Here is a 25,239-nt window from a genome sequence, read left to right on the forward strand (position 1 = left end):
TTTGATGCGAGTTGCCGGGGCGCCGGCCCTTGTCGTGGGCGCGTTCGCTATACGCGGGCGAACACCAGGCAGTGCAGCTCCACCGCGCCTGCCGCGCGTAGGGCGTCGCAGGCCGCGTTCATAGTGGAACCCGTGGTGCACACGTCGTCGACGAGCAGGATGCGGGCAGGCACCGTGGCGCCCGGCAGCGCCTGGAAGCGCCCCTGCAGGTTATGGATGCGCCCGCGCCGTCCGAGCGCGCGTTGGTCGAAGGTGCGGGGACGCGCCAGCGCCTCGACCACGGGGATCCCCGCCATGCCGGCAACGGCGCAGGCAAGCTCGCGGCCGTGGTCGAAGCCGCGCCGGCGGCGTGCGGCGGCGCTCGCGGGTATGGGCGCCGCCACCGCGCCGGCAAGCCATGCGGGCGGCACCTGGGGAAGCATGAGCTGTGCCATCTCGGTCGCCAAGCGCCTTTCCCCGGCGTCTTTCCAGGTGCGCACGATGCGCGCGGCGCCTTCCTCGAACGACACAGCCGCCGCCATGCCGTCGAACGCCGGGCGCGTGCGCCCTTGCGCCGCAAGCATCACCTCGTTGCACTCGCAGCACTGCACGCGCCCGAACGGCGCGCCGCAGCGGGGGCAGGCGCGCCACCAGTCCACGTAGGCGAGCGCCGCCCGGCAGGAATCGCACAGCACGTGTCCGGGCGTGTCGCAGATCGCGCATCGCGTCGGCCATACGGTCTCGGCCAAGGCCTCCGCGGCTTCGCCGGCGATCGGGGCGCAGGCCCCTGCTATGTTCGACAGCATTCTCATGTCTGGAAGCATAGAGCGCGCCGTCTTGCGAAACCCTTGCGGAAAACGCGCCGCGAAACCCTCTGCTCCTTGCGTATCTGATACACTACTAAGGCTTCTTTCGAGTCTGTAGTTGCGGGCTTTCCACGAAGGCCCTAGTCCATGGCAGATGCGGTCGAAAGGATCCACGTAAGTCCCGCGGCGCGTCCGCGAAGGCGAGCACGGCGTATCCTAGAGGTAAGACGCACCCTCCGTTTATACGAGCGGCATACCGTCGCGACGGGGGAGAGGGTGGCGCGAAAGCCAAGCCCCGGTGCGCGAGTGTGGGGTCGAAAACTAGGTCAGTCGGAAGAAGCTTGTTTTCACATGCACGAGATGGAGGAAGTCGGAACATGAAGCATCTCAAGCGCTTTGCCGCATGCTGCGCCGCGGCCGTCTGCTGCGCCGCCATGCTGCTGCTTGCCACCGGTTGCCAACAGCAACAGGAATCGTACACGCCGCCCGAGGCCACGCCTGCGGTCAGCAAGCCCGTCATCGCCCAGGAAGGCGTTCTGCGCGTCGGCGTCAACGCCAACAACGCGCCCCTTGCCGGTCAGCCCTCCTCTTCCACGAAGATCGTCGGCATCGACGTCGACATGGCGGCCGCCCTGGCCGACCAGCTGGGCCTGAAGCTCGAGGTCGTGGACGTGTCCACCGACGCCGCCGGTGCCCTCACCTCCGGCAAGGTCGACGTGGTCATGGGCGTGAACAAGTCCGATTCCCCCAGCTTCTGGACGTCCGACACGTACCTGCCCACCGCTGTGGCGCTGTTCGCCCAGTCCTCCAACTCCACGGTGCCGGCGAACTCCGCCCCCACCAAGATCGCCGCGCAGGTGTCCTCCAACAGCGCATGGGCCGTCACCAACGAGTTCGACAACTCCACCATCACCACCACCGAGGACCTCAAGAGCGCCTTCTCCGCGCTTGAGTCCGGCAAGGTGCAGTATGTGGCCGCCGACGCCGTCGTGGGGTCCTATGTCTCGAACAACGCCGGCATGGACGTTCACATGGTCGCGCTCATGCAGCAGGCCAGCGGCTACTGCGTAGGCGTGCTTGACGGCAACACCCAGCTCAAGCAGGCTGTGTCCAATGCGCTTTCCGCTATGAACTCCAACGGCGTGTCCTCCATCATCCAGAAGAAGTGGCTCGGCACCACCATGGACCTTTCCGGCATCAAGCTGACCGCCGGCGCCTCCGATGACGAGGACGACATGGGCGAGGTGCTCAACTCCGCCAACGCGGCCATCGGCACGCTCACGGGCAACACCGGCTCCAGCACCAGCAAGACCGACTCCGACAGCAAGACCACCAGCTCCGATTCCGATAGCAGCTCCGCCGCTTCCAGCAGCACCAGCGACTCTAGCGCTTCGAACGGCGCCGCAAGCACTGCGTCGAACTAATCGATAGCAAGCTGAACTCGGCTTCATCTCTGATCAAGGCCCTCGCAATCGCGAGGGCCTTGCTGTAGAGGGCCGCAGACGATCGCGAGGGCTTGCCGTGCTGGGCGGCGGTCGATCGCGAGGGTCTTGCTGTACCGGATTGCGGTTGCGTCGCGAGAGCCTCGCCGCACTGAGCTACAGTCGATTACAAGGTCTTGCCGCATCGGGCGGCGGTCATCGATCGCGGGGACTCGCCGTGCCTCGGCCGCGTCGCGGTGCGGCGGCTGTCGGGCCCGCTGCATTTCGTCAGCGTCTATGGCGAAAGCGTGCAGCCCTTCGCTCGTGCTTGACCTGAAGTCAACTTCCGGTGCTTCAATGGTTGGAAAACAACGATGGTCCGCGTTTGGCGGGCGGGGAAGGAGCGGGTCATATGGAACCGCAGCAGGTCCTGCACATGCTCGAGCAGGTGGCGTCGGGTTCGGTAAGCCCGGCCGCCGCGCAAGGCATGCTTGCCGACCAGGGCTACTCTGATCTGGGTTTCGCGAAGGTCGACACCGATCGCGCGCGGCGCACGGGCGCAGGCGAGGTGGTGTACGGCGCTGGCAAGACGGCCGATCAGGTCGCCGATATCTGCCTGGCCCTGCGCGATGCCGGCCAGACGTGCGTGCTCGTGACCAGGCTTGAAGCGCAGAAGGCCGAAGCGGTGCGGACTGCGCTGCTCTCCCGCGACCCGCAGGCTGCGGCGGCGTTCGAGTATCGTTCAACTCCACAGCTGGGTCTTCTCGGTGCGCCTGCAAAGCCCACGCGCGATAGCTACATCGCGGTAGCGTGTGCGGGTACTAGCGACCTGTACTGCGCCGAGGAGGCGGCGGTCACCGCCGAGGTGCTCGGCTCTCGCGTGGTGCGCCTCTACGATGTGGGGGTTGCGGGCATCCATCGTCTGCTGGCGCACCGGGAGGACATCGCAGGCGCCAGCTGCGTGGTGGCGGTTGCGGGCATGGAGGGCGCGCTTGCCAGCGTGGTGGGCGGGATGGCCTCATGCCCCGTGATCGCCGTTCCCACGTCGGTGGGTTACGGCGCCAGCTTCGGCGGCGTGGCGGCGCTTCTGGCCATGCTCAACTCGTGCGCGTCGGGCGTTTCCGTGGTCAACATCGACAACGGCTTCGGCGCGGGATATCAGGCGCACATGATCGAGCGCGCGGGCGGCCAACGTGGAGAAGGAGAACCTGACATGAACACCCTCAGATGGAACCTTGGCGAAAATGCCACGCGTGCCCAGCTTCTGGGCGACACGCTGCTGCAGCTGCCGCGCGATGCCCGGCAGCGTCTTGAGGCTGCGGCCGATGCCGCGGGCGTTCCCGATCGGCACCATCATGATATCGGAGAGGTCATCGCCACCATCGACGGCTTGGCGGTATCGCCGGCGGTGCGCGGCCATATGCGCGCCATCTACACCATCTTGGCCGAAGCCGAGGCCGCCGCGCACGGCTGCGTGGTCGAGCAAACCCACTTCCATGAAGTCGGCGACGGTTCCCGTATCCGCAACACGCTGCTCGTCTGCCTGGCGGTGGAAGCCACGGGCGCCAAGCGCATCGTGGCCACGGCGGCGCAAACGGGGCAGGGCGAAGTTGAATGCGCCCATGGCACGCTTTCCATCCCGGCTCCGGCCACGGCGGCTATCATAGCTCGCGGCATCCCCGTGTGCGATCGCACGTTGCCCGGCGAGCGCATGACGCCTACCAGCGCGGCCATGATCTTGCATTTCGTGGACGAGTTCGAATAATCGAAGGTTTGCGAAGCTGCGACCCGGGGCCATCGCATTCGGGCCGCAGCTTCGTTTTGCGTAAACGAAAAGCGCCGCAGGCGCGGTCCCGCATCTTGCAGCGGGCCTTGCCTGCGGCGCTTCGCCGTTTTCATGGCCTTCGGACGTTGCTGTCTTCTCCGCTAGCCGTTGAGCAGGTCGATCACGTCCAGATCGGCTTTCGCGCCCTCGAGGATGGCCTTGTTGCCGAAGACGCAGACGGCTTCCTTGCCAAGCGCCCCTTCGATGACGCTTGCAAGCTCGCGCAGCTTCTCTGGTGCGGCCTGGATCATCTCCGCTCGCGTCTGCGCACGCGCCTCGGGCGTGCGCCCGCTCAGGAAGTCGCCGTCCTGGCGGCGAATCTGCATGCGTTCCTTGAGCGGCGCATCGAAGCCGGCAACGGTGCTGACCACGTAGCCGTCCATCTCCTCGGGCGCGGGGTCGAACGCGGCAAGCCATGCGGGCGTGCCGTTGAACCGTTCCAAGGTCTCGTCCAGATGCGGGTCGCGATACGAATAGAAGCGCACGGTGCCGCTGCGTGCCGCTTGGAAGCCCGCTCCGTAGGCGCCGCCCTTCACGCGCACCTCGTTCCACAGGTAGTCGTAGGAAAGCACGCGCGCCGCGATCTGCCACACGCCGGAGTAAGGCGCGCCGAGCGAGCGGCGGTCGAAGCCCGTGGAGGCGTAGCACACGTCGGTGGGCACGATGAACGCTTCGTTGCGCACCTTGGGCTTGGGAATCTCCAGTGCGGCCGGGACCTTGCCCGTGCCCGCTGTGATACCGGCGCATTGCCAGAAGCGCATGACGCACTCGTCGCTGCCGGCGATCGACACCAGCAAGTTCGACCCGTCGAACAGCTTATGCGCCACCTGGTTCAGGCGTTTTGCCAGTTCATTGGCGCGATCGTCGAAGTTGTCCAGCAGCTGGACCAGGAAGCGGTGGAAGCCTACGCCGCCGAGCTGCTGGCGCACCACGCCGGCCGGCAGGAAGTACGACGTCAGGCGCGCCATGGCTGCCGCGTGCCCGGCGTTGGCGAAGCTCTGCTCCATGCCGATGCGGCGTTGCTGCAGCGCGTCGCGGATCTTACCGGTGTCGGTGAAGTCGGTGCGTGCCAAGATCTCGCTCGGCAGCTCGGCCAGCCATTCGACGTTCTCGGCCAAAGCCGATGCGCTCGCTACGAACGTGGGCGTCACGGCATCTGGATCGTGCTCATCCTCGTACACCTCGCAGAAAAACGAGCAGTTGCCCAGCTTGCCGTTGGTGAGCGTGTCGATCTCGGCCGCCGAATGCGCATCGGTGCCGAGCTTGCCCAGCACGATGCCGAGCACCGCCGCATACGGCAGGTCTTCGAAATCAAGGCAGCTCATATCAAAGTAGCGGTAGGCGAAGACCAGGCCGCGCGTGGGCAGGTGATGGCGGATGCAGGGAACAGGCGTGCCCTCGGCCAGGCCGTATGCGGGCTCGACGGGTGCGGGCCCGATGTCGGCGACTGTCAGCTGCGGCAGTTTCGCCACATCCTCGGGCGCGTCCGGCGTCTCCTGCATGCGGCGAAGCAGCGCGACCTCATCCTCGACGCGCTGGAAGTCGTCGTCGGTGAAGCCGGCGGCAAGGTCGGCAAGGCGACGCTGGCCGGGGTCGTCCTGCTGCTCGACGGGGACTACCTCCACCTCGGCCATATGGGCGCTGTCCAGGAACACCTCGCGGATGAGGCCCTCGAAATACCCCTCGTCAAGCGCGCGGCGCAGGTAGGCGAAGTCGTCCTCGTAGCGCAGATAGGCCGTGGCAAGCTCATCGTCGTAGAGCCAGCCGCACAGCGACGTCATGGCAAGCGCCACGCCGTCGGCCATGCCGAAGTCGCGTTCGCGCATGACGAACTCGGCGCGGGAGATGGACGCCTCCACCAGTGCATGGTCCAGGCCGCCTGCGGCCAGGCGCTCAAGCTCGGCATCCACGGCGGGGCGTAAGCGCTTCGCGGCGTCTTCGCCCAGGTCGCGCACCTGCAGCACGGCGAAGGGCTGCTGCACGGAATCGGCCAGGTAGGACTGCACGTCCCCAGCTATACCGGAGTCCAGAAGCGCGCGCTTGAGCGGCGCCTCGTTGCTGCCGGCGATGGCGTCGAGCAAGATATCGACGGCCACGATGCGCGTGCGCTCGCGCACGTGCCCGATAACCCAGCCCAGGCCCATGCAGGCGTTTTCCGGCGCGGTTGCCATCTCGCGGCGCACGCCCAGGGCGCGCACGGGCCCTTGCACGGGCAAGGTGCGCGGTGCAAGCTCCGCAAGCCCCTCAGCTGTGCGCTGCTCGCGGCGTTTCGCCTGCTCGGCGGCCACGGGCGTCAGGTAGCCCTCATCCAAGAACGCAAGCATGCGGTCAAGGTCCAGGTTGCCGTACAGCACGATATAGCTGTTGTCCAGGCGGTAGTGCCGCTCGTGTTCCTCCAGGTAGTGCTCGTAGGTGAGCGTGGGAATGGCCTCGGGGGTGCCGCCGGACTCGAACGCGTAGGGGGTGTCGGGGAACAGGCTTGCCTGCAGCTGGTCGTATAGCACGCTGGTGGGGTCGGACAGCGCGCCTTTCATCTCGTTGTACACCACGCCGTTGTAGATGAGCTGGCGGCCGGTCTCGGCCTGGCCCTCTTCGGCGTCGGCCACCTCAAGGTGCCAGCCTTCCTGCTCGAACACCTGGCGTTTGCGGTAGATATCGGGGTGCAGCACCGCGTCCATGTACACGTCGGCCAGGTTCATGAGGTCCTGGTCGTTGGTGGATGCTACGGGGTAGAGCGTCTTGTCGCCGAAGGTCATGGCGTTCAAAAACGTTTGCATGCTGGTTTTCAGCAGGTTGACGAAGGGTTCCTTGACAGGGAACTTCTCCGAACCGCACAAAACCGAGTGCTCTAGGATGTGGAACACGCCGGTGTCGTCGGCCGGAGGGGTGCGGAAGGCGATGGAGAACGCCTTGTTGCGGTCGTCGTTGCGCAGGTATAGAAGCTTCGCCCCGCTTACCGGATGGGAAAGCGTATAGGCATCGCCGTCGATCTCGGGCAAGGGCTCGGCCGTGAGCACGGTGAACCCGTGCAGTTCCTGGCCTTGTTCAAGGTTCATGCAAGCCGCCTTTCTCTTTGCTGGTTTCGCCCGCTATTGTCGCACACTGGCGGCGTAGCCGGGCAAGGTGCCGGGGCTGCTCCGTGGTTTTTCTACCTAGGTGCCGGGGCCTGTCGGCCAATCCTATATAATCAATGGCATACACAGCATGGAAACGCACAAGGCAGGAGGTACGGCATGGCGCAAGACCAGCGCTTCTCCCATATCACGGTCAATGCCGCCGGTGACGAAGATGTGGTCATCCAGGCGGGAGCCTACGGCCGTCATCGGGGCGAAGATGTTCTCGAAGAGCCCGTCTATGCAGAATCCGAGCCGCAGATTGCTTCCGTTGAGACGTCCCGCCCGCTGCATGCGGCCCAGCAGGCGCCTGCTCAGGACCATGCCCATGCCGCCAAGCCGCATGCCGCGCACGCCCGCAAGCCGGAAACCGTTGCGTCCGATAGCCGTCCGCAGCCTGCCCATCGCGCCGAGCAGACGCTCGAGGACCTGGACGCCGGCCCCATGTCGGGTATGCAGAAGGCGGTGCTCGTCGGCGTCGGAGTCGTCATCATCGCGGCGATCGTCTACTTCGCCCTGTTCATGCGCTGATCGGCTGTTTTCAAGAGAAAGGCCTGACCATGTCCAAACATAGCTTCAACATCGCCCGCGGCGCCCGCAAGCAGCAGCCCGAAGGCGACGCGTCCCTGGGTCTGACCGAGGCGTTCGCGCCCATCGGCGCCGGCGGCGCCCCCGAGCAGCGCGGCGCGGCTGACGGCGATACGTCGCTTGGCCTGACCGAGGCGTTCGCGCCCGTCGCGGCCTCCCACGGCGCGCATGCCGCCGGGTTCAGCTATCAAGGCGACACCTCGGAGGACTATTCCGACCCGGTAGAGAGCCTCGAGCCGCGCGACGAGCCCGTGTTCGGCGACGAGATTCCTGCCGCGGCGCCTGCCCAGAACCGTGGCCGCCACGGCAAGCCCGAGCCGCTGGAGCATCCGCACCTCAAGAAGTCGCGTCGCGTCCGCCGCGTGCTTGTGATCATCGTGGCCCTGCTCGTGGTGCTCGCCTGCGCCCTGGGGTATTTCGCCTTCCAGTTGTGGAACGAGTCCAGCCGCGCCATGGTGCAGCAGACCCAGGCCCAGCAGCAGTCCACCGATGTGGGCAACCTTTCCCAGGAAAACTCCGGCAAGGACGCGGCAAGCGTCACCACCACCAAGAAGACCGAGGTTCCCAACCTGGTCGGCGTGCTGGGGCAAACCCAGGATGCGGCCATCACCGCGCTTGCGCACGGTGCCACGGTCACGTCCTCCAAGGACGTCAACGAAGAGGGCAATTCCGTGAAGAAAAGCGTCACGGTGGCCCTGACCGCCGAGCCTGCCGATTCCCGTTCGGGCACGCCCACGGTCTATTTGGGGCTTGACGCCGACGGCAAGGTCATCCAGGCCGGTTACTCCGCCGCCACCGCGTCGCTCGGCTACGGCTCGCTCAGCTTCGCCGACGCCGTGAAGAACGAGCACATCGTCGAGAAGACGCTGCGCGAGGCGGGCGTGAACGTGGCAGACGGCTCGGCCAAGCTGCCTACCGACAAGACTTCGTACTCCACGTACGCATCGGACGGCACCACGCTGGTGAAGGAGAACTGCTCGTTCAACGGCACCGTGGACATCAACGGCGCCGCCCACACCTGGTCGAGCGTGCTCATGTACGACTACAGCACGGCCAACGCCTCCGGCAACCTGGCCGACACCGTGCGCATCATCTACATCTACATCAACGCGTAGCAGGCAACCGGCGGCCGAATGGCCGCCGGTGCTATTTCGACCAGGGACCCGGGGCCGTGCGCTCGGCATGTCGGAACGCAAGGGCTCGGTTGATGGCCTGGCTGGAGCTGGGTGGGCCTACCGCAGCGCGTGTCGGCGATCGGCGGGCCTGGTTTCCACCCACGGCTTTCGCTTCTTGTGTCCATCTTGTGAACGTCGGCCGGCAAAAAGGGCGGTCCCTTGCGCCGGGCGGCGTTCACGCTATAATAAACGAGCTGTTCACAAGCGGGGGCGTAGCGCCTCCCACCTAGTTCGGCGCTTTCAAGCTGCTGATGGGTTGTATGAATACCTGAACATGGTTCGTTCATCACGCCCGCATGCTTGAAGCTGTGGGTTTTTTTATGCCATGCGAAACCGCATGCAAGGAAGGAAGGTGAGTGCGATAGCCGCTCAAGAGCCTAGGCTCAACGAACAGATCACGGTGCGCGAGTGCCGCCTGATCGGGTTCGACGGAACGCAGTTGGGTATCTACCCGGTTGCCCAGGCGCAGCGCGTTGCTGACGACCAGGGGCTTGATCTTGTTGAAATCGCCCCGAATGCGGAACCGCCCGTGTGCCGCATCATGGATTACGGCAAGTTCAAGTACGATCAGGCCATCAAGGCGAAGCAGGCTCGCAAGAACCAAAGCAAGATCGAGACCAAGGAAATGAAGTTCCGCCCGAAAATCGACGTGGGGGACTACACTACGAAGAAGAAGCACGTGCTTCGCTTCCTCTCCGCTGGCAACAAGGTCAAGATCACCATCATGTTCCGTGGCCGCGAGATGGCCCATCCGGAACAGGGCCTGACCATCCTGGAGCGCCTGGCCGACGACCTGAAGGACATTGCGGTCATCGAGAGCCAGCCGAAGATGGAAGGCCGCAACATGCACATGCTCATCGCCCCGCTTCCCGCAAGCATGGCGGCGAAGAAAAAGAAGGCAAACGACAAGAAAGACGAAGGAAAGGACGAAGGCAATGCCTAAGATGAAGACCCATCGCGGTACGGCAAAGCGCTTCCGCGTTACCGGCTCCGGCAAGATCATGCGTGCTAAGGCCTACAAGAGCCACATTCTGACGAAGAAGTCTCAGAAGCGTAAGCGTAATTTCCGTCACGAGACCGAGCTGGCTGCCGCTGACCGTCGCGTCGTGGCCCGCAACCTCGGCCGTCGCTAAGTTTTAAAGGAGCAGTGATAATCAATGGCTCGTATCAAGCGTGCAGTCAACGCCAAGAAGAAGCGCCGCACCGTCCTTAACCGTGCAAAGGGCTACTATGGTGCCAAGTCCCGTTCCTACACCGCTGCTAAGGAACAGGTCCAGCACTCCCTGCAGTACCAGTACCGCGATCGTCGCAACAAGAAGCGCGAGATCCGTCGTCTGTGGATCACCCGCATCAACGCCGGCGCCCGTCTGAACGGCATGAGCTACTCCGCCTTCATGAACGGCCTGAAGAAGGCTGGCGTGGAGCTGGACCGCAAGGTGCTTTCCGACATGGCCATCAACGACCCCGCGGCTTTCACCGCCATCGTCGAGGTCGCCAAGAAGGCCCTCTAAGCTGTTTCAAGCTTCAAATGCGAACACCCCGCTTGGGAATCCAAGCGGGGTGTTTTGCGTTTTGGGTACGTATCGCCGAGCATGTTGCATCGTTGCTTGCATGCGGACAGTTGTCCGCATAGGCGAGATGGGTTGTTGCCGATCGAGCCCTGCGATTGTGCGCCGATGTTTTCGAATCAGAGGTGTTATAAGGATATTAAGCCCCGGATCGTAAATAAAGATATTAGCGTTCAAGGTTGTGTTTAGCAGGTTTATTCTGCTAGCATTCACCTGCCTTAGAGGCTGTAGATACGAAAAAAGCGCCCCAAGGCGCTTTCCACGTGCCATGCTATCGCGTAGCGCATATGCGCTTACGATGCCTCCAGCTCTTCGTGCGTTCCAGACAGCGTGCGCCCGATATAGGTGCGCGCAGCTGCGGATGCGGTGCCGGTGTACCCGGTTTGAACCTCGATGCCGGCTGCTTTCAGGGCCGTCTCCGAGGTTGGGTCGATCCTGTCGGCGATCATAACGCTGACATCAAGGTCCTTCAATACCTGAGCCAGCTGAGCCGGAGGGAACGAAAGGTTGGGCATATTCTGGCAATCGGCGAACATGCCACGGTCAACGCGATAGCACATGAAACTTGAACTGCGTGCAAATCTTGGCGCCACATCAAGCCCCTGGCAAGCTACCGCTATGCGCATGGCGTCCTCCCTCCTAAAGACGATATACACTTTACCGATAGATTACCGGGCTGCTATGCGCCGGCCCCTTAACCGGCGCATAACCAACTGTTAGCGGCGCCTGTTGCGCTGGTGCGCAACCTGGGCGCGATGGGCGCGTCCAGGGCGAAAATCGCCGCCCTGCGCACCGGACGCGCTGCTGGTCTTGGCGCGGTTGGCGGAAGCGTTCCTAGAGCCGTTGCCGCGCTTCTGCTGCGAGCCGTGATCGACGTTGCTGTGCTTCCTTGCGGCGTGCGCCGTTCCGCTTGCGGGCTTTTCGGCGGCTTTGCGGCTGCCCCGTTTGGCGCGGCGGGTGTTCACCTCTTCGGCCTGCGCCGCTTCGCGCGCCTTGTTCTTTCTGCGCGTGCGGGCGGCTTGCTCTTTCTTGGCCTGCTGGATTTCGGGGTCGCGACGAGCTTCGGCACGCTGGGCCCTTGCAGCGGCTTCGTTTTCGGCTTCATGCATGTCGAAGTTCTCAAGCTCAAGCTCGGGGATGGTGCGCTTGAGCAGCTTCTGGATGTCGCGCAGCGCATCGGCGGTTTCGGGGCTGACGAAGCTGACGGCGAATCCGGAGGCGCCTGCGCGGCCCGTGCGGCCGATGCGGTGCACGTAGTCCTCGGGCTGCGTGGGCAGGTCGTAGTTCACCACGTACTCGACTTCTTCCACATCGATGCCGCGTGCGAGCACGTCGGTGGCCACCAGCACGTCGGTGGTGCCGTTGGCGAAGTTCTCAAGAGCGCGGCGACGCTGGTTCTGGCTGCGGCTGGAGTGGATGGCCTCGACGGAGTAGCCGACCTTCTTCAGGCGGCGGCAGGTGGCGTCCGCGCGGCTACGCGTGCGGCAGAACACGATGACGCGCCTATGGCCGCGTTCCTTCATAAGGCCCTTGAGCAGCTCGGGCTTCACGGCCTGCTGCACGTGCATGACGTACTGCTCCACCGTGTCGGCCGTCTCGCCCTTGTGGGCGATCTCGACCATGGCGGGGTCGTGCAACAGCTTGCCGGCCGTGCTCATGATGGTACGATCGATAGTGGCGCTGAACAGCAGGGTTTGACGGTTGTGCGGCGTGGCGCCGATGATCTTGCGCATGGCAGGCCAGAAGCCCATGTCGAGCATGCGGTCAGCCTCGTCGAGTACGAGCACCTCCACGCTGCTCAGATGGGCGGCTCCTTGGTCCATAAGGTCCACCAGACGGCCCGGCGTGGCGATGAGCACGTCGATGCCGCGGTTGAGCGCCTGGATCTGCGGGTTGTAGGAAACGCCGCCGACTACGGTGAGGATGCGATGGTGCGTGTTCTTCGCGATGGTGCCGCACACCTCGCCGATCTGCTCGGCAAGCTCGCGCGTGGGGGTGACCACCAGCATAAGCGGACCCTTGTTGCCCTTGGCGTGACCGAGCTTGTCCATGGTGGGCAAGCTGAACGCGGCGGTTTTGCCGGTGCCGGTCTTCGCGGCGGCGATCAGGTCGCGGCCCTCCAGCACCTTGGGGATGGCCTGCTCCTGCACAGGGGTGGGGGTGCTGTAGCCCAGCTGGGCCACAGCCTGCAATGCCTGGCCCGAAAGGCCGAGGTCGTCGAAATGCGTCATATAAGGTAGATCCTTTCCATGTGCGCGCGGCTCTATCGCACGTGCGCGGGTTTATGCCCCCAATAGAAATGGAGGAAATGCTTCTTATACAGCGGGTTTGCCGGGTCTTTCTCGGCGTTGGCAAGCTCCATGGCGGCGCACGCTATGTCGCGCGCGGCGTCGGGGTGGCGAAGGAAGCTGCCGTTGACCAACATCGAACGCGCGCTCTCAGGGCTGCGCGAGATGTGCCGCAGCGCTTCAAGCAGCTCTCGCCAGGTTGTCACGTGCATGGCCGCACCGTGTGCGGTGAGCAGCCTGACGTTGGCGTTTTCCTGGCCGTACGCGCGGCCGAGCAAGATCATGGGCACCTGCGCGCACAGGCACTCGGTAACGGTAAGGCCGCCGGATTTGCAGATGACCAGGTCCGATGCCGCCATAAGACCTGCCATGCCCTCGACGTACTCGAGCACCGTCACGCAATCGGAGATGCCCAGGTCGCTGCAGGCCCTTCGCAGGTGGTCGGCGTATTCGGCATCGTTTCCCGCGACGAACACGAAGTGCAGCGTGTCGCTGAACGTGTGCAGATACGGCAGCAGGTTATCGAGCGCTGTGCGGAAGTGCACGTAGGGCCGGGGCAGATAGGCTCCGGCAAGCGCCAGCACGATGCGCTTGTCCTGTGGCAGTCCCAGACGTTGCCGGGTTTGCTTGCGGTCGTAGCTTGCACGGAAGTCCTCGCGCGTGGGGATGCCGGTGATGCGGATGCGTTGCTCGGGCACCAGGCGCGGGCGCAGCGTCTCGGCCATGCTCTCCGTGGCGACGCAGAACAGGTCGGAGGACAGATGCGGCCAGAGGCCCTCGGTCTCATAGTCGGTGGGAACGCACACGATGGGGAAGTGCTGGCCGGTAAGCATGCGCGCCGCCACGGCGACGTTGGCTGCGGTGATGTGTGTGCATATGATGGCAAGCGGGCGACGCTTGCGCACCAGCTCGGTGAATTTGCCGTACATCAGGTGCGACCAGATGCTCCCGCCGCCCCATAAAAGCCTGCCGGTAAGCGTGAAACGCCACGTCAGGTCATATATCGGGCGGGTAGGGCCGGTGAACATGGAAGCGGTTTTGTCGCCATCGAACACCACACGGCCGAAATCGAGCACATCGAGAACCTCGACCTCAAGACCGTCGGGGAGCTTCGGTACTTCGGGGAAGGCCTCCGTGGGCTGCTCGCGCCCTTCGGCCTGCTCGGCTTTCATATATTCGAAGGCTTGGGCCACGGCGTTGGCCGCGCTGCGATGCCCCGAGCCCACCGAAGCGTGCATGACGATGACCAGCGGTGCGGCCTGCTCGTTGTGCGGATCGGTTTCTGCGGGGGTTGCGATGATGGATGCCTTTCCCTTCAAGATAGCGAAAAAGCCGGCGAACCGGCTTTTGCTAACAAAAAGGGCCGGTACTCGACCAGCCCTAGCGTTCGAATGGTGCCCCCAACGAGAATCGAACTCGTGTCTCAGCCTTGAAAGGGCCGCGTCCTGACCTCTAGACTATGGGGACGGGTTGCGCTTCCGTGTCGAAAAGCAGCCTGTTTAGTATGCCAAAAAGCAATCCGATTCGCAAGCCCCGATTACGCGGTTGTGCATATTTCTTACACAACTTAGTCTCATTTCAACAGACCGGATGGGTTCGCTCGACGCAAAGCCCCGTAAACTGATGATCGTCGATGGGGCGTGAAACGATCGGGTGCATTGGCCTGCGCTGATGGGGGACGCCCTTCTCGACGGGAAAAGGGGGACACGGGAAGCCGTCGGCCTACTTCGCGGCGTTTGAGCGCCCGTAACGCTCGTAGGCTTCCGTGACCTCGATCTCGTACTGCTTGCGGTTGCCCTTGACCACCGTGTCCAAGATGAGCCCGCACGCGAAGCACAGCAGGCCCACGAACACCAGGCCCACCGCCAGAAGCGCCGTGGGGAGCTTGGGCACCAGGCCCGTGGCGGCGAACTGCGCGATGACCGGCACGCCGGCGACAAGCCCCAGCACCACGAACAGCAGCGCCACCCAGCTGAACAGCGCCAGCGGCTTGTAGTCCTTGAACAGCGACATGATCATCATGAGCACCTTGAAGCCGTCGGAGAAGGTGGACAGCTTCGACTCGGAGCCCTCGGGGCGGTCGCGGTAGTCGATGGGCACCTCTGCGATGCGCCAGCGCTTGTCGACGGCGTGGATGGACAGCTCGGTCTCGATCTCGAAGCCCGGCGAGAGCACGGGCATGGTCTTGGCGAACACCTTGTTGTAGGCGCGGTAGCCCGTCATGACGTCGGAGAACTCGAAGCCGTAGATGGCCTTGATGAGGAAGCGCACCAGGTCGTTTCCGAAGCCGTGGAAGGCGCGGTCGTTCTCCTCGCCGTAGGTGCCGTTGGACAGGCGGTCGCCCACCACCATGTCGGCCTCGTCGGCGAAAAGCGGCGCGAGCAGGGCCGGCGCGGCCTCAGCGGGGTAGGTGTCGTCGCCGTCGACCATGAGGTAGGCCTCGGCGTCGATGTCGCGCATCATCTGGCGCACGACGTTGCCCTTGCCCTGGCGGCGCTCCACCTTGACGCAGGCCCCGTGGGCGCGCGCGATGTCGCCGGTGCCGTCGGAGGAGTTGTTGTCGTAGACGTACACGGCCGCCTCGGGCAGCACGCGGCGGAAGTCGTCGACCACCTTGCCGATGGTGATGGCCTCGTTGTAGCAGGGTATGATGACGGCCACGCCTTTGCCCGTGAGGGCGGCCTTATCGGTTTCAGTCACCGGGCGCTCCTTCGTGAAAGTTGAATGCACAATTACTAGGCATGCTACTCGAAACCGCGCGGTTTCGCTACGTGAATGCCATGCTTTCCGCAGTATATGCGCGGATGGCGTGGGATTGTTGTGCCGATGGGGCAAGGGGTGCCATAATCGACAGGTTGCGCGAGAGCGCTTTTCGCCTGGCGCACGGGTCGTTCGGCCTGCTGCCGGTGCCATGTTCCGGCATGCAAGGTTGACAGCGCGTGCGTGACGGCATTTGGGAATGTATCGAGCCGGGCATTGCTTGAAGGTCCGGCGGATGCGGGATGCCCCCGCTTGCGATGGAGAGGAGCCCTGCGTGAAGAAGCTTATCGCGCAGCTTATGAAGTTCGGCGTGGTCGGCGTGATCGCGTTCGTCATCGATTACGGCCTGCTGGCCCTGCTTACCGAGGCGTTCGGCGTGAACTACCTGGTCAGCGCCACCATCTCGTTCACGGTGTCGGTGGTGTTCAACTACGTGGCGTCGATGCGCTACGTGTTCACCCATAAAGAAGGCATGTCCCGTCGCCGTGAGTTCATCATCTTCGTGGTGCTGTCGGTCATCGGCCTGGGCATCAACAACGCCTGCATGTGGGCGGGCGTCGAGCTTCTGGGCGTGCATTATCTGATCACCAAGATCTTCGCCACGGCGGTGGTCATGGTGTGGAACTTCGTCACCCGCAAAATCTTCCTGGACGCCGGTGATGCCCCGCAGGGGCAGCAGGCGTAATCGTTGCTACGCTTGAAGGCGCGCTTTGCTCAAGGTTATTGTCTGGCGGGTGCGTGCGTCGGGTGATTGAGCGCTCGACGCCGAAGATGCGTGCGTTGGGAGGCGAAGTGCCCGACGCTGATCAAGGCCTTCGTCTGGCAGGTGAGCGCGTCGGGTGAAGAGATGCTTGCGACGCTGAATTACGACGCGAGAAACGACGAACCCGCCAAGCTTGACACCTGGCGGGTTCGAGGGAAATCGGAATGGTGCCCTAGGCAGGGTTCGAACCTGTGGCCTTCTGCTCCGGAGGCAGACGCTCTATCCAACTGAGCTACTAGGGCGTACCTACCTATTATACGCTACTATCGCCCGAATGGGCCTGAAAAAGAAACGAGTGTGAACATGACCGAAACCATCACCATCGAGCGCATGGGCTACGGCGCCGAAGCGGTCGGGCATCTGTCCGACGGCAAGACCGTGTTCGTGGAGGGCGGCGCCCCGGGCGATGTGGCAAGCGTGGAAGTGGTGGAGGACAAGCCCACGTTCGCCCGCGCCCGTATCGCCAAGCTCGAGCAGCCCGGAGCGTGCCGCGTGATGCCGAAGTGGGCCGAGCCCGTGGCAAGCGGCGCAGCACCGTGGCAGCATATCGCCTATGACGCGCAGCTTGAGGCCAAGCGCGCCAACGTGGTGGCCGCGCTCGCCCGCACGGGCGGCTTCGGCGATGCAGCCTCCGAGCTGGTGGCGCCTTGCCTGCCCTCCAAGCGCCAGTGGGGGTACCGCAACAAGCTTGAGCTAGGCGCGCAGTGGGACGCGAAGGGCACGTTCAACCTGGGCTTTCATCAGGAGGGCAGCCCCGATGTGATGCAGGCGCTGTCCTGCCCGCTGGCGCATGACGCCATCGCCAAGGCCCCCAAGGCGCTGCGCGGCGCGCTTCGCTATCTGCAGGGCTCCGATGACCTGGGCATCTTCCGCGTTGGCGTGCGCACGAGCGTGCGCACTCGCGAGACCGAGATCGCGCTGTGGACGCGCCCGTCGGGCTTCCCGCGCGCGGCGGCCGCCAAGATGCTGAAAAGCTCGCTCAAGGCCACGAGCGTGGTGCGCGTCATCGCCGACCCGGGCAAGGCGCGTAAGATCAAGGGCCTTGAGGTGCTCGACGGCAAGGGCTGCTGGCAAGAGCAGCTGCTCGGCGCGCGCTATGTGGCGCATGCCCCGTCGTTTTTCCAGGTGAACACCGCACAGGCTGAAAAGCTCATGGAGCAGGCCATCCGCATGCTCGGCGGAAGCGTGGGGGAGGAAGGCCCCGAGGGCCTCGACGGGCTGCTCGTCGCCGACCTGTACGCGGGCTGCGGCACCTTCGGTGTGGCCATGGCGCGCGCCGGTGCAGACGTCATCGCCGTTGAGTCTGCTGCCTCCTCGGTGCGCGACCTGCGCCGCAACGCCGACGAGAACTACGTCGATATCGACGTCATCGGCGGCGACGCTGCTCGCGAGCTGCCCGAGCTGGGCGGCCTTGACGCGCTGGTGGTGGACCCGCCGCGCGCGGGCCTTGCCGACGGCGTGCCGGCCGATATCGCCGCCGCCCGCCCGGGGCGCGTGGTCTACGTCAGCTGCAACCCTGCCACCTGGGCGCGCGACGTGCGTCGCTTCGAGGATGTGGGTTACCGCCTGGAGCGCGTGCAGCCCGTCGATCTGTTCCCGCAAACCTATCATGTGGAGTTGGTCAGCTGCTTCGTGCGCGGCTAGGCATCGGCGCGTTCGTGCGGTTTGGCGTTCGCAGGGCCCGGTTTGCGTAGGCCGGGCAGGAATGCGCGCACGGCGCTGCAGCGCCGCGTTTGTGCGAGCCAGTGAGACGTCCGTGCGGCGTCGGTTGCCGCTTGCCGGCGCCCCGGCCCCGTTTGTGCGTTCTACGGTTTTTCCCCGCAGGCGTTTTCAGGTTTCGCCGCGTCCGGTCCCAAGCTGCTAAACTACACATCACGAGATTCGTTTAAAGCAACGCCCGCCTTCTGCGCGGGCGTTTTCGCGAAGGCCTCCGGCAAACGTCGGGGCCGGCTTGAGAAAAAGGAGAAGTCCCATGGCTTTGTACACTCCCGCGTACCAGCCCACCGGCGAGGAGATCGCCGTCATCAAAACCTCCAAGGGCGACATCCGCGTGCAGCTGGCGGGCAAGGACGCCCCCATCCACGTCGGCAACTTCGTCGAGCTTGCCACCAAGGGCTTCTACGACAACCTGAAGTTCCACCGCTACGTGCCGGGCTTCGTCATCCAGGGCGGCTGCCCCAACACGCGCGACCTTGATACCGACCAGGTCATCGCCGCTGCCGGCAACCCCTTCGCCGGCCTTGGCACCGGCGGCCCGGGCTACTGCATCAAGGAGGAGTACTCCACCAACCCCAACAACCACCACGCCGACGGCGCGCTGGCCATGGCCCGCAGCCAGAACCCCGATTCCGCGGGTTCTCAGTTCTACCTCTGCCTGGGCGCCCAGCCCATGCTGGACAGCGGCTACACCGTGTTCGGCCAGACCATCGAGGGCATGGATGTCATCGCCCAGCTTCGCGTCGGCGATGTGATCGAGGGCATCGAGATCGAGAACGCTGCCGAATAACCTGCTAACCGCAGCATTCCGAAGCGTACAAGATAGCGAAGGATCCAGATGAACAACCAGTTATTCCAGCAAGCCCGCGCAGCTTATGCGCAGAAGGACTTCCAAGGCGCCTTGGAGGCCTACCAGCAGTGCTTGCAGGACGAGGCCAGCCCCCTCGCCCCCGGCGAGATGGGCCAGCTCTACCACCAGATGGGCAACTGCCTGGTGAAGCTCAAGCAGCCCAACGAGGCCATCCAGGCCTATGGCCAGGCCGTTGCCGACGAGGCGTACGACGCCCGCGGCGGCGTGCATTACAACCTGGGCATGGCCTATGCCGCCCTGCACGACTACGAGGACGCCGTGGCCAACTTCGAGGCGGCGGCTTCCGATGCGAAGTACGATTCCGCCTACAAGGCCTACACGGGCATGGGCAACGCGCTTTTGAAGATGGGCAAGACCGCCGAGGCCGGTGTGGCGTTCCGCAACGCCGCCCTTGACGAGGCTAACCCCGATCCCACCAAGGCCCTGCTGAACCTGGGCGTGTGCTTCATGGCGCTCAACCGCGCCGCCGATGCGGTGTCGTCCTATGAAAGCGCCCTGCAGTTCGACATGCAGCCCGAGATGCGCAACCGCTTGTACGCCAACCTCGGCCAGGCCTACGTCGCAACCGGTCAGATGCAGAAGGCCGTCAACGCCTTCGAGGAGTCCATCGCCGACAAGACGTACTTCCTGTCCGACTCCGCAAGCGTCGATTACCAGCGCGCGGTGGCGGCCGTCGCCCAGGGCACGTCCGAGATCACCCAGGTCATGGCTCCGGTTTCGGTTCCCGGTGGCGCAGCGCCCTCCGATTCGGCAGACCTTTCCGGCATCGATGTGGCAGCCGACGGCTCCGCCATGTACGCCGAGCAGGACCCCTACGCCGCTCAGCAGGCCGATCCGTACTATTACGGCGACCCCTACGCCGCCGATGCCGGCCAGTACGGTGCGGCAGCAGGCGACGATCGCTTCTTCAGCGCCTCCGACGAGGAGTTGGAGCAGTGGTCCAAGGGCGTTGCCAAGCGCGATCGCAAGCGCCGCAACGTGGGTCTGAAGATCTTCGTCGTCATCATCCTGCTCGTGGTGGCGGCCTTCGGCGGCGCGCTGTTCATGTACACGCAGGGTTGGGGCTATCCCAGCCAGGACAGCGTGGCAACGCAGCTGTTCGCCGACCCGGATAACGCCTCTGCGCTGTATTCCGCCGAGGTCAGCGACACGTCCGCTGCTTCCATGACCAACTCGCTGGTGAAGGATTCCGCACCCACCATCAACGCCGTGGAGAAGTCCATGACCGACTCCACCGTGTACGTGACCGCCGAGACCGACCAAGGCGGGCAGATGCAGTACAAGCTGTCCATGGTGCGCGACCTCATCGGTTGGAAGGTCAGCAACGTGGAGCTGTACTTCCCCAGCCAGAACTAACGGTTTGATGAGCTGCGGACTTCGCGTCCGTTCCTGTCGCCAAACGGCTCGATGCGCTTGCCGGGCATCGAAGCCGTAACCAAGGTAACCTGCGCTTGTGGAAACGGGCGCTTGGGATAAGAGATAAGAAGAAAGGTACCAATCATGGCTATCCAGAAGACCTACAGCATGATCAAGCCCGACGGTGTGCGCAACGGCCACATCGGCGAGATCGTCAACCGCTTCGAGCGCGCCGGCCTGACCGTCGAGCGCATGGAGCTGGGTATGGTGACGCTTGACCAGGCCAAGGCCAACTACGCCGAGCACGAGGGCAAGCCGTTCTACGACGGCCTCATCTCCTACATCACCTCCGGCCCGGTTGTGAAGATGGTCATCTCCGGCGAGGGCGCCGTCGCCAAGGTGCGCACCCTCATGGGCGCCACTAATCCGGCTGAAGCTGCCCCCGGCACGATTCGCGGCGATTTCGGTCTGATTATGGACGAGAATGTTATTCACGGCTCCGACTCCCCGGAGTCCGCTGAGCGCGAGATCGGCATCTTCTTCGCATAAGCCGACCGGCATCCTGCAACTTTGGAAGCCCTTTGCCCGCTCGAGCGGGCAAAGGGCTTTTTGATTAGGCGGGATGCTGGAATACTGTTCGCGCGTGTTGCCTCGGTACGCTGCCTTAAGGGGGTGGCCGTGCCGCTAGCAAGCGCCCTGCGGATCGCGATGCAGGTGCTTGCGATATCGGAGCCCGCAATGCCGTAAGACGAGAAACGGATGAAACATGCTCTATCGAGTTTTCGACGCCGCGGAGCTTCCCGCATTGGTGTCGGCATTCATGGACGGCTACGAGGTTGTGGCCCCCGTGAAGCGCGGTGCGCACTATTCGTTCGAGGCCATCACCTCGCCTGACGAGATGGATTTGGCCTACGACACCACGCTCGCATCGCCGAAGCGCTACTTCCTTCCTCCCACCGAAACGCTTATGCGTTACAACGCCGCCACCAACGAGGTGGCCGATTTCCAGGAGGAAGTGGTCCCGCGCGTGATCTTCGGCGCCCATGCGTGCGACATCAACGCCATCAACCGCCTGGACCTGGTGTTTAGCGACGGGCGTTATCCCGATCCGTACTACAAGGCGCGCCGCGCCGCCACGTTGATCGTGGGCGTGTCGTGCAGCCCCGACTCCGATTGCTTCTGCAACCTGTGGGATGCCGACGAGGCGCGTTTCGGCTATGACCTGTTCCTCCATCGCCTGGGTGACAAGTTCCTGGTCAGCATCTCCAGCGTCGAGGCCGCCAACATTCTTGAGTCCGCGGTCGATCTGCGCGATGCCACCAACGAGGACCGTATCGAGTTCCGTCACGCCACGCGTGCACGCCAGGCGTCGTTCAATCCCGAGATTCCCGAGATTCAGGACGTGGCCATGCTCATGGACGCGTTCCACTCCGATCCGTTTTGGGAGGAGCTGGGCAGCAAGTGCCTGGCCTGCAACGCTTGCGCCGCCGTGTGCCCGACGTGCTTCTGCTTCGACATCCAGGACGTGCTCGACCCCGATGGCCAAACCGGCGAGCGTCAGCGTATCTGGGATGCGTGCACCTCGCCGCAGTTCGCCGTGGTGGCCGGCGGCCACAATTTCCGCCCCACGGGCCGCGAACGCGTGCGCCATCGCATGTATCACAAGCTCAATGGCTTTTTGGCAACCTACGACCGCATGTTGTGCGTGGGCTGCGGACGCTGCGTGAAGGCTTGCAAGGCCGACATCAACCCCATTCGCGTGCTGGAGTTCTTCGAGAAGAAGGGGGCCGAAGGTGCCTGCTAACACCGATTTCAACCCCGTGGTCGTATCGCCGTACCACGATGAGCCGGCTGCCATGACGGGGCAGGAGCTTATGGCTGCCAACCCGTATCGCCCGTGGCCGGCGCGCATCACGTCCATCACCGAGCTGACGGCGACCGAGAAGCTGTTCGAGTTCCGCCTGATCGATGAGCGCATTCGCGAGGCGTTCCGCCATGAGCCGGGTCAGTTCGTCGAGCTGACCATCTTCGGCGTGGGCGAGGCTCCTATCTCCATCTCGTCGAGCCCCTCGAAGCGCGGCTTCATCGAGCTGTGCGTGCGCCGTGCCGGTCGCTTTACCGAGGCGCTGCACAAGATGCAGTGCGGCGACATCGTGGGCATCCGCGGGCCCTTCGGCCGCGGCTTCCCGTTCGAGGAGATGAAGGGCCACGACATCCTGCTGGTTGCCGGCGGCCTGGGCATCGCGCCGCTTCGCAGCCTCATCAACAACATCCACGACGAGCGCAGCGACTTCGGCAAGGTCACCATCATCTACGGTTCGAAGAACCCCTCCGAGGTCATGTTCCGCAACCAGTTCGAGATGTGGCGCCACCGCAAGGACTTCGACCTGTACCTGACCGTTGACAACCCCGACGATACGTGGGATGGCGAAGTGGGCCTGGTCACCAAGCCTTTCGAGCATCTGGAGATCAGCCCGGCGAACACCTTCGGCGCGGTGTGCGGCCCGCCGGTGATGTACCGCTTCGTGGTCGCCGAGATGCGCAAGAAGGGCATCAGCTACGACCATATCTACATGAGCTTCGAGCGCCACATGAAGTGCGGCATGGGCAAGTGCGGCCACTGCCAGATCGGGCATCAGTACTGCTGCATCGACGGGCCCGTGTTCAACTATTGGGAAGCGAAGAACATCCAGGGGTCGATGTAGATGGGAGGCACGAACATGGGATGCGGAAACGACGAGCGCCAGGCGCGCGACCTTCCGCGCGTTGTGGTGGTCGGGCTTGCCAGCTGCTTCGGCTGCCAGCTGCAGATCACCAATGCCGAGCAGTACCTGACCGATGTGCTCGGCCAGATCGACCTGCGCTATTGGCAGCTGGCCTCAAGCGAGCCTATGCCGGAGGAGTTCGACGTGGCCGTCATCGAGGGCGCCGTGACCACCGAGGAATCCGAGGCCACGGTGCGCAAGCTGCGCGAGCGTGCCAAGTGCGTCATCGCCTTGGGCGCCTGTGCCGCCACTGCCGGCATCCCCGGCATCGCCGCGCGCAACTTCTTCAAGCGCCCGAGCCAGGTGTACAAGGACGTGCCGGCGGCATGCGGTTCCATGGTGGTGCCGCGCCCGGTCGGCGCGGTCATCGACGTCGACCACACGGTGCGCTGCTGCCCGGTCGACACCATGGACTTCATCGACGTGCTGCAGCGTGCGCTGTACGGGTCGAACAAGTTCGACCGCACGGGCACCATGTGCGGGCAGTGCAAGCGCAACGGCACCGATTGCTTCTTCGACCAGGGCCAGCTGTGCCTGGGCCTGGTGACGGTGGCCGGCTGTGGCGCGAAGTGCGTGAACCTTGGGCGGGCGTGCAACGGCTGCCGCGGGCTTTCCCCCGACGCCAACCTTGACGCTGCGCGCGCCGCGTGCGCGCGCGCCGGCGTGGACCCGGACGATTTCGACGAGGCGCTGGCGCTGTTCAACCAGGTTGAACGCGTGCAGTCGGCGCGCGAATAGGAGGCGAATCGATATGACGAGGACCGCCATTTCGGTAGACCATATTGCCCGCGTTGAGGGCCATGGCAACGTGCATCTATCCATCAAGGACGGTGCGGTGGAAACGTGCGAGATGAACGTGGTTGAGCCGGCGCGCCTGTTCGAGTCCATGGTGGTGGGCCGCAAGTTCGCCGACGTGCCGTATATCGCCAGCCGCGTGTGCGGCATCTGCTCGGCAAGCCACGTTATCACCGACATCCTGGCCATCGAGCGCATCTTCGGCGTGGAGGTCACCGACCGCACGCGCGCCCTGCGCGAGCTGTTGGTGTACGGCAGCTACCTGCAAAACCATGCGTCGCACCTGTTCGTGTTCGCCGCGCCCGACTTTTTGGACATGGCAAGCGTGTTCCCGCTGGCCAAGGCCGACCCCGAGCTGTTCGACCAGGCACTGGGGCTGAAGTCTTTGGGCAACCAGCTGTGCAACCTGGTGGGCGGGCGCTCCATCCACCCGATCACCGCGGTGGTGGGCGGCTTCACCCACGAGCCTACGCATGACGAATACCTGGCCATGGCCGACAAGCTGGACGCCGAGCGCGAGTTCGCCCGCGCGGTGGTGGACCTGTTCAACGGTTTCGTCGTTCCCGATATCGCCACCCAGGGCGACATGATGGCCATGGTGGCCGAGGGCCGCTACCCGGTGGCCGACAGCCGTTGGGCGCGCTTCTTGGACGCGGGCGTCACGTTCGACGCCGATAGGGCCTGCGAGCAGGTCGAGGAGTACGAGGTGTCGCATTCTGCGGCGCTGTTCGCCCGCTGCAGGCAGACGGGCAAGACCTACTTCACCGGCGCGCTGGCGCGCATCAACGCTTCGTGGGGCGCGCTTTCGCAGGAGGCGAAGGTGGCGGCGGCGAAGGCCGGCCTGCGCCCGCCCGAGCGCAACCCGTTTTTGAACAACGTTGCCCAGGCGGTGGAGGTGCTCGATGCGCTGGGACGTTGCGCCGACCTGTGCCGCAAGCTTGCCAAGCCCGATGGACCGTTCGAGGGCGGCAGCGCCCCGGTGCCGTTCGAGGTGCGCGCGGGCGTGGGCACGGGCTTCACCGAGGCGCCGCGAGGCACGGTGTTCCATCAGCTCGAGCTCGACGATGCCGGTCGCGTGGTGCACGCCACCATCATGACCCCCACGGCGCAGAACTGCGCGAACCTGGAGGCCGACATGCGCGTGCTGGCCGAGAAGCTCATCGCCGACGGCGCGGAGGCGCCGGAGGTGCGCGCCGAGGTCGAGAAGCTCGTACGAGCCTACGACCCCTGCTTCAGCTGCAGCGTGCACTAGGGAATCGAATAGTGTGAACGAAGGCGGCCCGCGGAATGCGGGCCGCTTCTTGATGTGGCTGATCGGGCACGCCGTCTGCGCAATGAAGGGTTAGGTGTCGTTTGCCGATTCGTCGCTATGGGGATCGCGTCGGAAAAGTTGGTGTAAGCGCAGCGAATTGGAGCGGCTTTGAAGGGAAACGGCCTTCGCCCTAGAATC

General features: G+C 64.4%; 22 protein-coding genes and 2 tRNA genes. 16 read left to right on the forward strand and 8 right to left on the reverse strand.

All coding sequences use genetic code 11. The annotated features are described in order from the left end of the window. Positions 1-47: 47 nt before the first annotated feature. On the reverse strand, positions 48-791 hold the full coding sequence (locus Q0G75_RS07380; RefSeq protein WP_294416692.1) for a phosphoribosyltransferase family protein: 744 nt from the start codon (positions 789-791) through the stop codon (positions 48-50). A 371-nt stretch (positions 792-1,162) separates the two neighbouring features. Between Q0G75_RS07380 and Q0G75_RS07385 the strand changes: the two genes are divergently transcribed. Both Q0G75_RS07385 and larB read left to right on the forward strand, forming a co-directional pair. Continuing rightward, complete coding sequence (locus tag Q0G75_RS07385; protein WP_294416691.1) at positions 1,163-2,209, forward strand: ABC transporter substrate-binding protein; 1,047 nt, start codon at positions 1,163-1,165, stop codon at positions 2,207-2,209. A gap of 409 nt (positions 2,210-2,618) precedes the next feature. Then, the gene (gene larB, locus Q0G75_RS07390; RefSeq protein WP_294416690.1) at positions 2,619-3,971 is read left to right on the forward strand and encodes a nickel pincer cofactor biosynthesis protein LarB; all 1,353 of its coding nucleotides are present in this window, start codon (positions 2,619-2,621) and stop codon (positions 3,969-3,971) included. A gap of 161 nt (positions 3,972-4,132) precedes the next feature. Here the strand turns inward: larB and Q0G75_RS07395 are convergent, their stop codons facing one another. Next, entirely contained in the window at positions 4,133-7,087 is a 2,955-nt protein-coding gene (locus Q0G75_RS07395) for an insulinase family protein (RefSeq protein ID WP_294416689.1), read from the reverse strand. A 177-nt stretch (positions 7,088-7,264) separates the two neighbouring features. Between Q0G75_RS07395 and Q0G75_RS07400 the strand changes: the two genes are divergently transcribed. The 5 genes from Q0G75_RS07400 to rplT all read left to right on the forward strand — a co-directional run bounded on the left by Q0G75_RS07400 (position 7,265) and on the right by rplT (position 10,418). Next, positions 7,265-7,675, forward strand: coding sequence for a hypothetical protein (locus Q0G75_RS07400; protein ID WP_294416687.1), 411 nt, complete (start codon positions 7,265-7,267; stop codon positions 7,673-7,675). Between the two features lie 29 nt (positions 7,676-7,704). Then, positions 7,705-8,847, forward strand: coding sequence for a hypothetical protein (locus Q0G75_RS07405; RefSeq protein ID WP_294416686.1), 1,143 nt, complete (start codon positions 7,705-7,707; stop codon positions 8,845-8,847). Between the two features lie 397 nt (positions 8,848-9,244). Continuing rightward, positions 9,245-9,850 carry a translation initiation factor IF-3 gene (infC, locus tag Q0G75_RS07410; protein WP_042434641.1) on the forward strand — a complete coding sequence of 202 codons (606 nt, stop codon included), beginning with the start codon at positions 9,245-9,247 and terminating at the stop codon, positions 9,848-9,850. Continuing rightward, positions 9,843-10,040, forward strand: coding sequence for a 50S ribosomal protein L35 (gene rpmI, locus Q0G75_RS07415; RefSeq protein WP_129425166.1), 198 nt, complete (start codon positions 9,843-9,845; stop codon positions 10,038-10,040). The genes infC and rpmI overlap by 8 nt, the downstream gene beginning before the upstream one ends. Positions 10,041-10,064: 24 nt before the next feature. Next, positions 10,065-10,418 carry a 50S ribosomal protein L20 gene (gene rplT / locus Q0G75_RS07420; RefSeq protein WP_042434636.1) on the forward strand — a complete coding sequence of 118 codons (354 nt, stop codon included), beginning with the start codon at positions 10,065-10,067 and terminating at the stop codon, positions 10,416-10,418. Between the two features lie 350 nt (positions 10,419-10,768). Here the strand turns inward: rplT and Q0G75_RS07425 are convergent, their stop codons facing one another. From Q0G75_RS07425 to Q0G75_RS07445, 5 genes are all read right to left on the reverse strand, one after another. Beyond that, the gene (locus Q0G75_RS07425; RefSeq protein WP_294416682.1) at positions 10,769-11,101 is read right to left on the reverse strand and encodes a NifB/NifX family molybdenum-iron cluster-binding protein; all 333 of its coding nucleotides are present in this window, start codon (positions 11,099-11,101) and stop codon (positions 10,769-10,771) included. Between the two features lie 90 nt (positions 11,102-11,191). Beyond that, positions 11,192-12,706: a DEAD/DEAH box helicase gene (locus Q0G75_RS07430; protein WP_294416681.1), complete on the reverse strand. Its 1,515-nt coding sequence runs from the start codon at positions 12,704-12,706 to the stop codon at positions 11,192-11,194. 32 nt (positions 12,707-12,738) lie between these two features. Continuing rightward, positions 12,739-14,082 carry a glycosyltransferase gene (locus tag Q0G75_RS07435; RefSeq protein WP_294416679.1) on the reverse strand — a complete coding sequence of 448 codons (1,344 nt, stop codon included), beginning with the start codon at positions 14,080-14,082 and terminating at the stop codon, positions 12,739-12,741. Between the two features lie 73 nt (positions 14,083-14,155). Next, a tRNA-Glu gene (locus Q0G75_RS07440) sits at positions 14,156-14,230 on the reverse strand. A gap of 255 nt (positions 14,231-14,485) precedes the next feature. Continuing rightward, the gene (locus tag Q0G75_RS07445) at positions 14,486-15,463 is read right to left on the reverse strand and encodes a glycosyltransferase (protein WP_294416677.1); all 978 of its coding nucleotides are present in this window, start codon (positions 15,461-15,463) and stop codon (positions 14,486-14,488) included. Positions 15,464-15,797: 334 nt separating this feature from the next. Between Q0G75_RS07445 and Q0G75_RS07450 the strand changes: the two genes are divergently transcribed. Further along, positions 15,798-16,208 carry a GtrA family protein gene (locus Q0G75_RS07450; protein ID WP_294416675.1) on the forward strand — a complete coding sequence of 137 codons (411 nt, stop codon included), beginning with the start codon at positions 15,798-15,800 and terminating at the stop codon, positions 16,206-16,208. Positions 16,209-16,451: 243 nt separating this feature from the next. Here Q0G75_RS07450 and Q0G75_RS07455 read toward each other — a convergent pair. Continuing rightward, positions 16,452-16,528, reverse strand: a tRNA-Arg gene (locus Q0G75_RS07455). Positions 16,529-16,589: 61 nt separating this feature from the next. On the opposite strand from Q0G75_RS07455, the gene rlmD reads away from it, so the two are divergent. The 8 genes from rlmD (at position 16,590) to Q0G75_RS07495 (ending at position 25,041) form a co-directional block, all read left to right on the forward strand. Then, a complete protein-coding gene (gene rlmD / locus Q0G75_RS07460) occupies positions 16,590-17,930 on the forward strand; it encodes a 23S rRNA (uracil(1939)-C(5))-methyltransferase RlmD (protein WP_294416673.1) in 1,341 nt (446 codons plus the stop codon). A 328-nt stretch (positions 17,931-18,258) separates the two neighbouring features. After that, positions 18,259-18,792, forward strand: coding sequence for a peptidylprolyl isomerase (locus Q0G75_RS07465; RefSeq protein WP_294416671.1), 534 nt, complete (start codon positions 18,259-18,261; stop codon positions 18,790-18,792). A 48-nt stretch (positions 18,793-18,840) separates the two neighbouring features. Beyond that, positions 18,841-20,229 (forward strand): tetratricopeptide repeat protein, encoded by a 1,389-nt coding sequence (locus tag Q0G75_RS07470; RefSeq protein ID WP_294416670.1) that lies wholly within the window; start codon positions 18,841-18,843, stop codon positions 20,227-20,229. Between the two features lie 144 nt (positions 20,230-20,373). Next, positions 20,374-20,778 (forward strand): nucleoside-diphosphate kinase, encoded by a 405-nt coding sequence (gene ndk / locus Q0G75_RS07475; protein ID WP_042434618.1) that lies wholly within the window; start codon positions 20,374-20,376, stop codon positions 20,776-20,778. Between the two features lie 217 nt (positions 20,779-20,995). After that, the gene (locus Q0G75_RS07480) at positions 20,996-22,033 is read left to right on the forward strand and encodes a 4Fe-4S dicluster domain-containing protein (RefSeq protein WP_294416668.1); all 1,038 of its coding nucleotides are present in this window, start codon (positions 20,996-20,998) and stop codon (positions 22,031-22,033) included. Then, entirely contained in the window at positions 22,023-22,934 is a 912-nt protein-coding gene (locus tag Q0G75_RS07485) for an FAD/NAD(P)-binding protein (protein ID WP_042434614.1), read from the forward strand. The genes Q0G75_RS07480 and Q0G75_RS07485 overlap by 11 nt, the downstream gene beginning before the upstream one ends. Before the next feature lie 15 nt (positions 22,935-22,949). Then, positions 22,950-23,732 carry an NADH:ubiquinone oxidoreductase gene (locus Q0G75_RS07490; RefSeq protein ID WP_294417922.1) on the forward strand — a complete coding sequence of 261 codons (783 nt, stop codon included), beginning with the start codon at positions 22,950-22,952 and terminating at the stop codon, positions 23,730-23,732. Between the two features lie 13 nt (positions 23,733-23,745). Continuing rightward, the gene (locus Q0G75_RS07495) at positions 23,746-25,041 is read left to right on the forward strand and encodes a Ni/Fe hydrogenase subunit alpha (protein WP_294416665.1); all 1,296 of its coding nucleotides are present in this window, start codon (positions 23,746-23,748) and stop codon (positions 25,039-25,041) included. Positions 25,042-25,239: the final 198 nt, after the last annotated feature.

The organism is uncultured Senegalimassilia sp., assembly GCF_934636665.1.
Classification (GTDB): domain Bacteria; phylum Actinomycetota; class Coriobacteriia; order Coriobacteriales; family Eggerthellaceae; genus Senegalimassilia.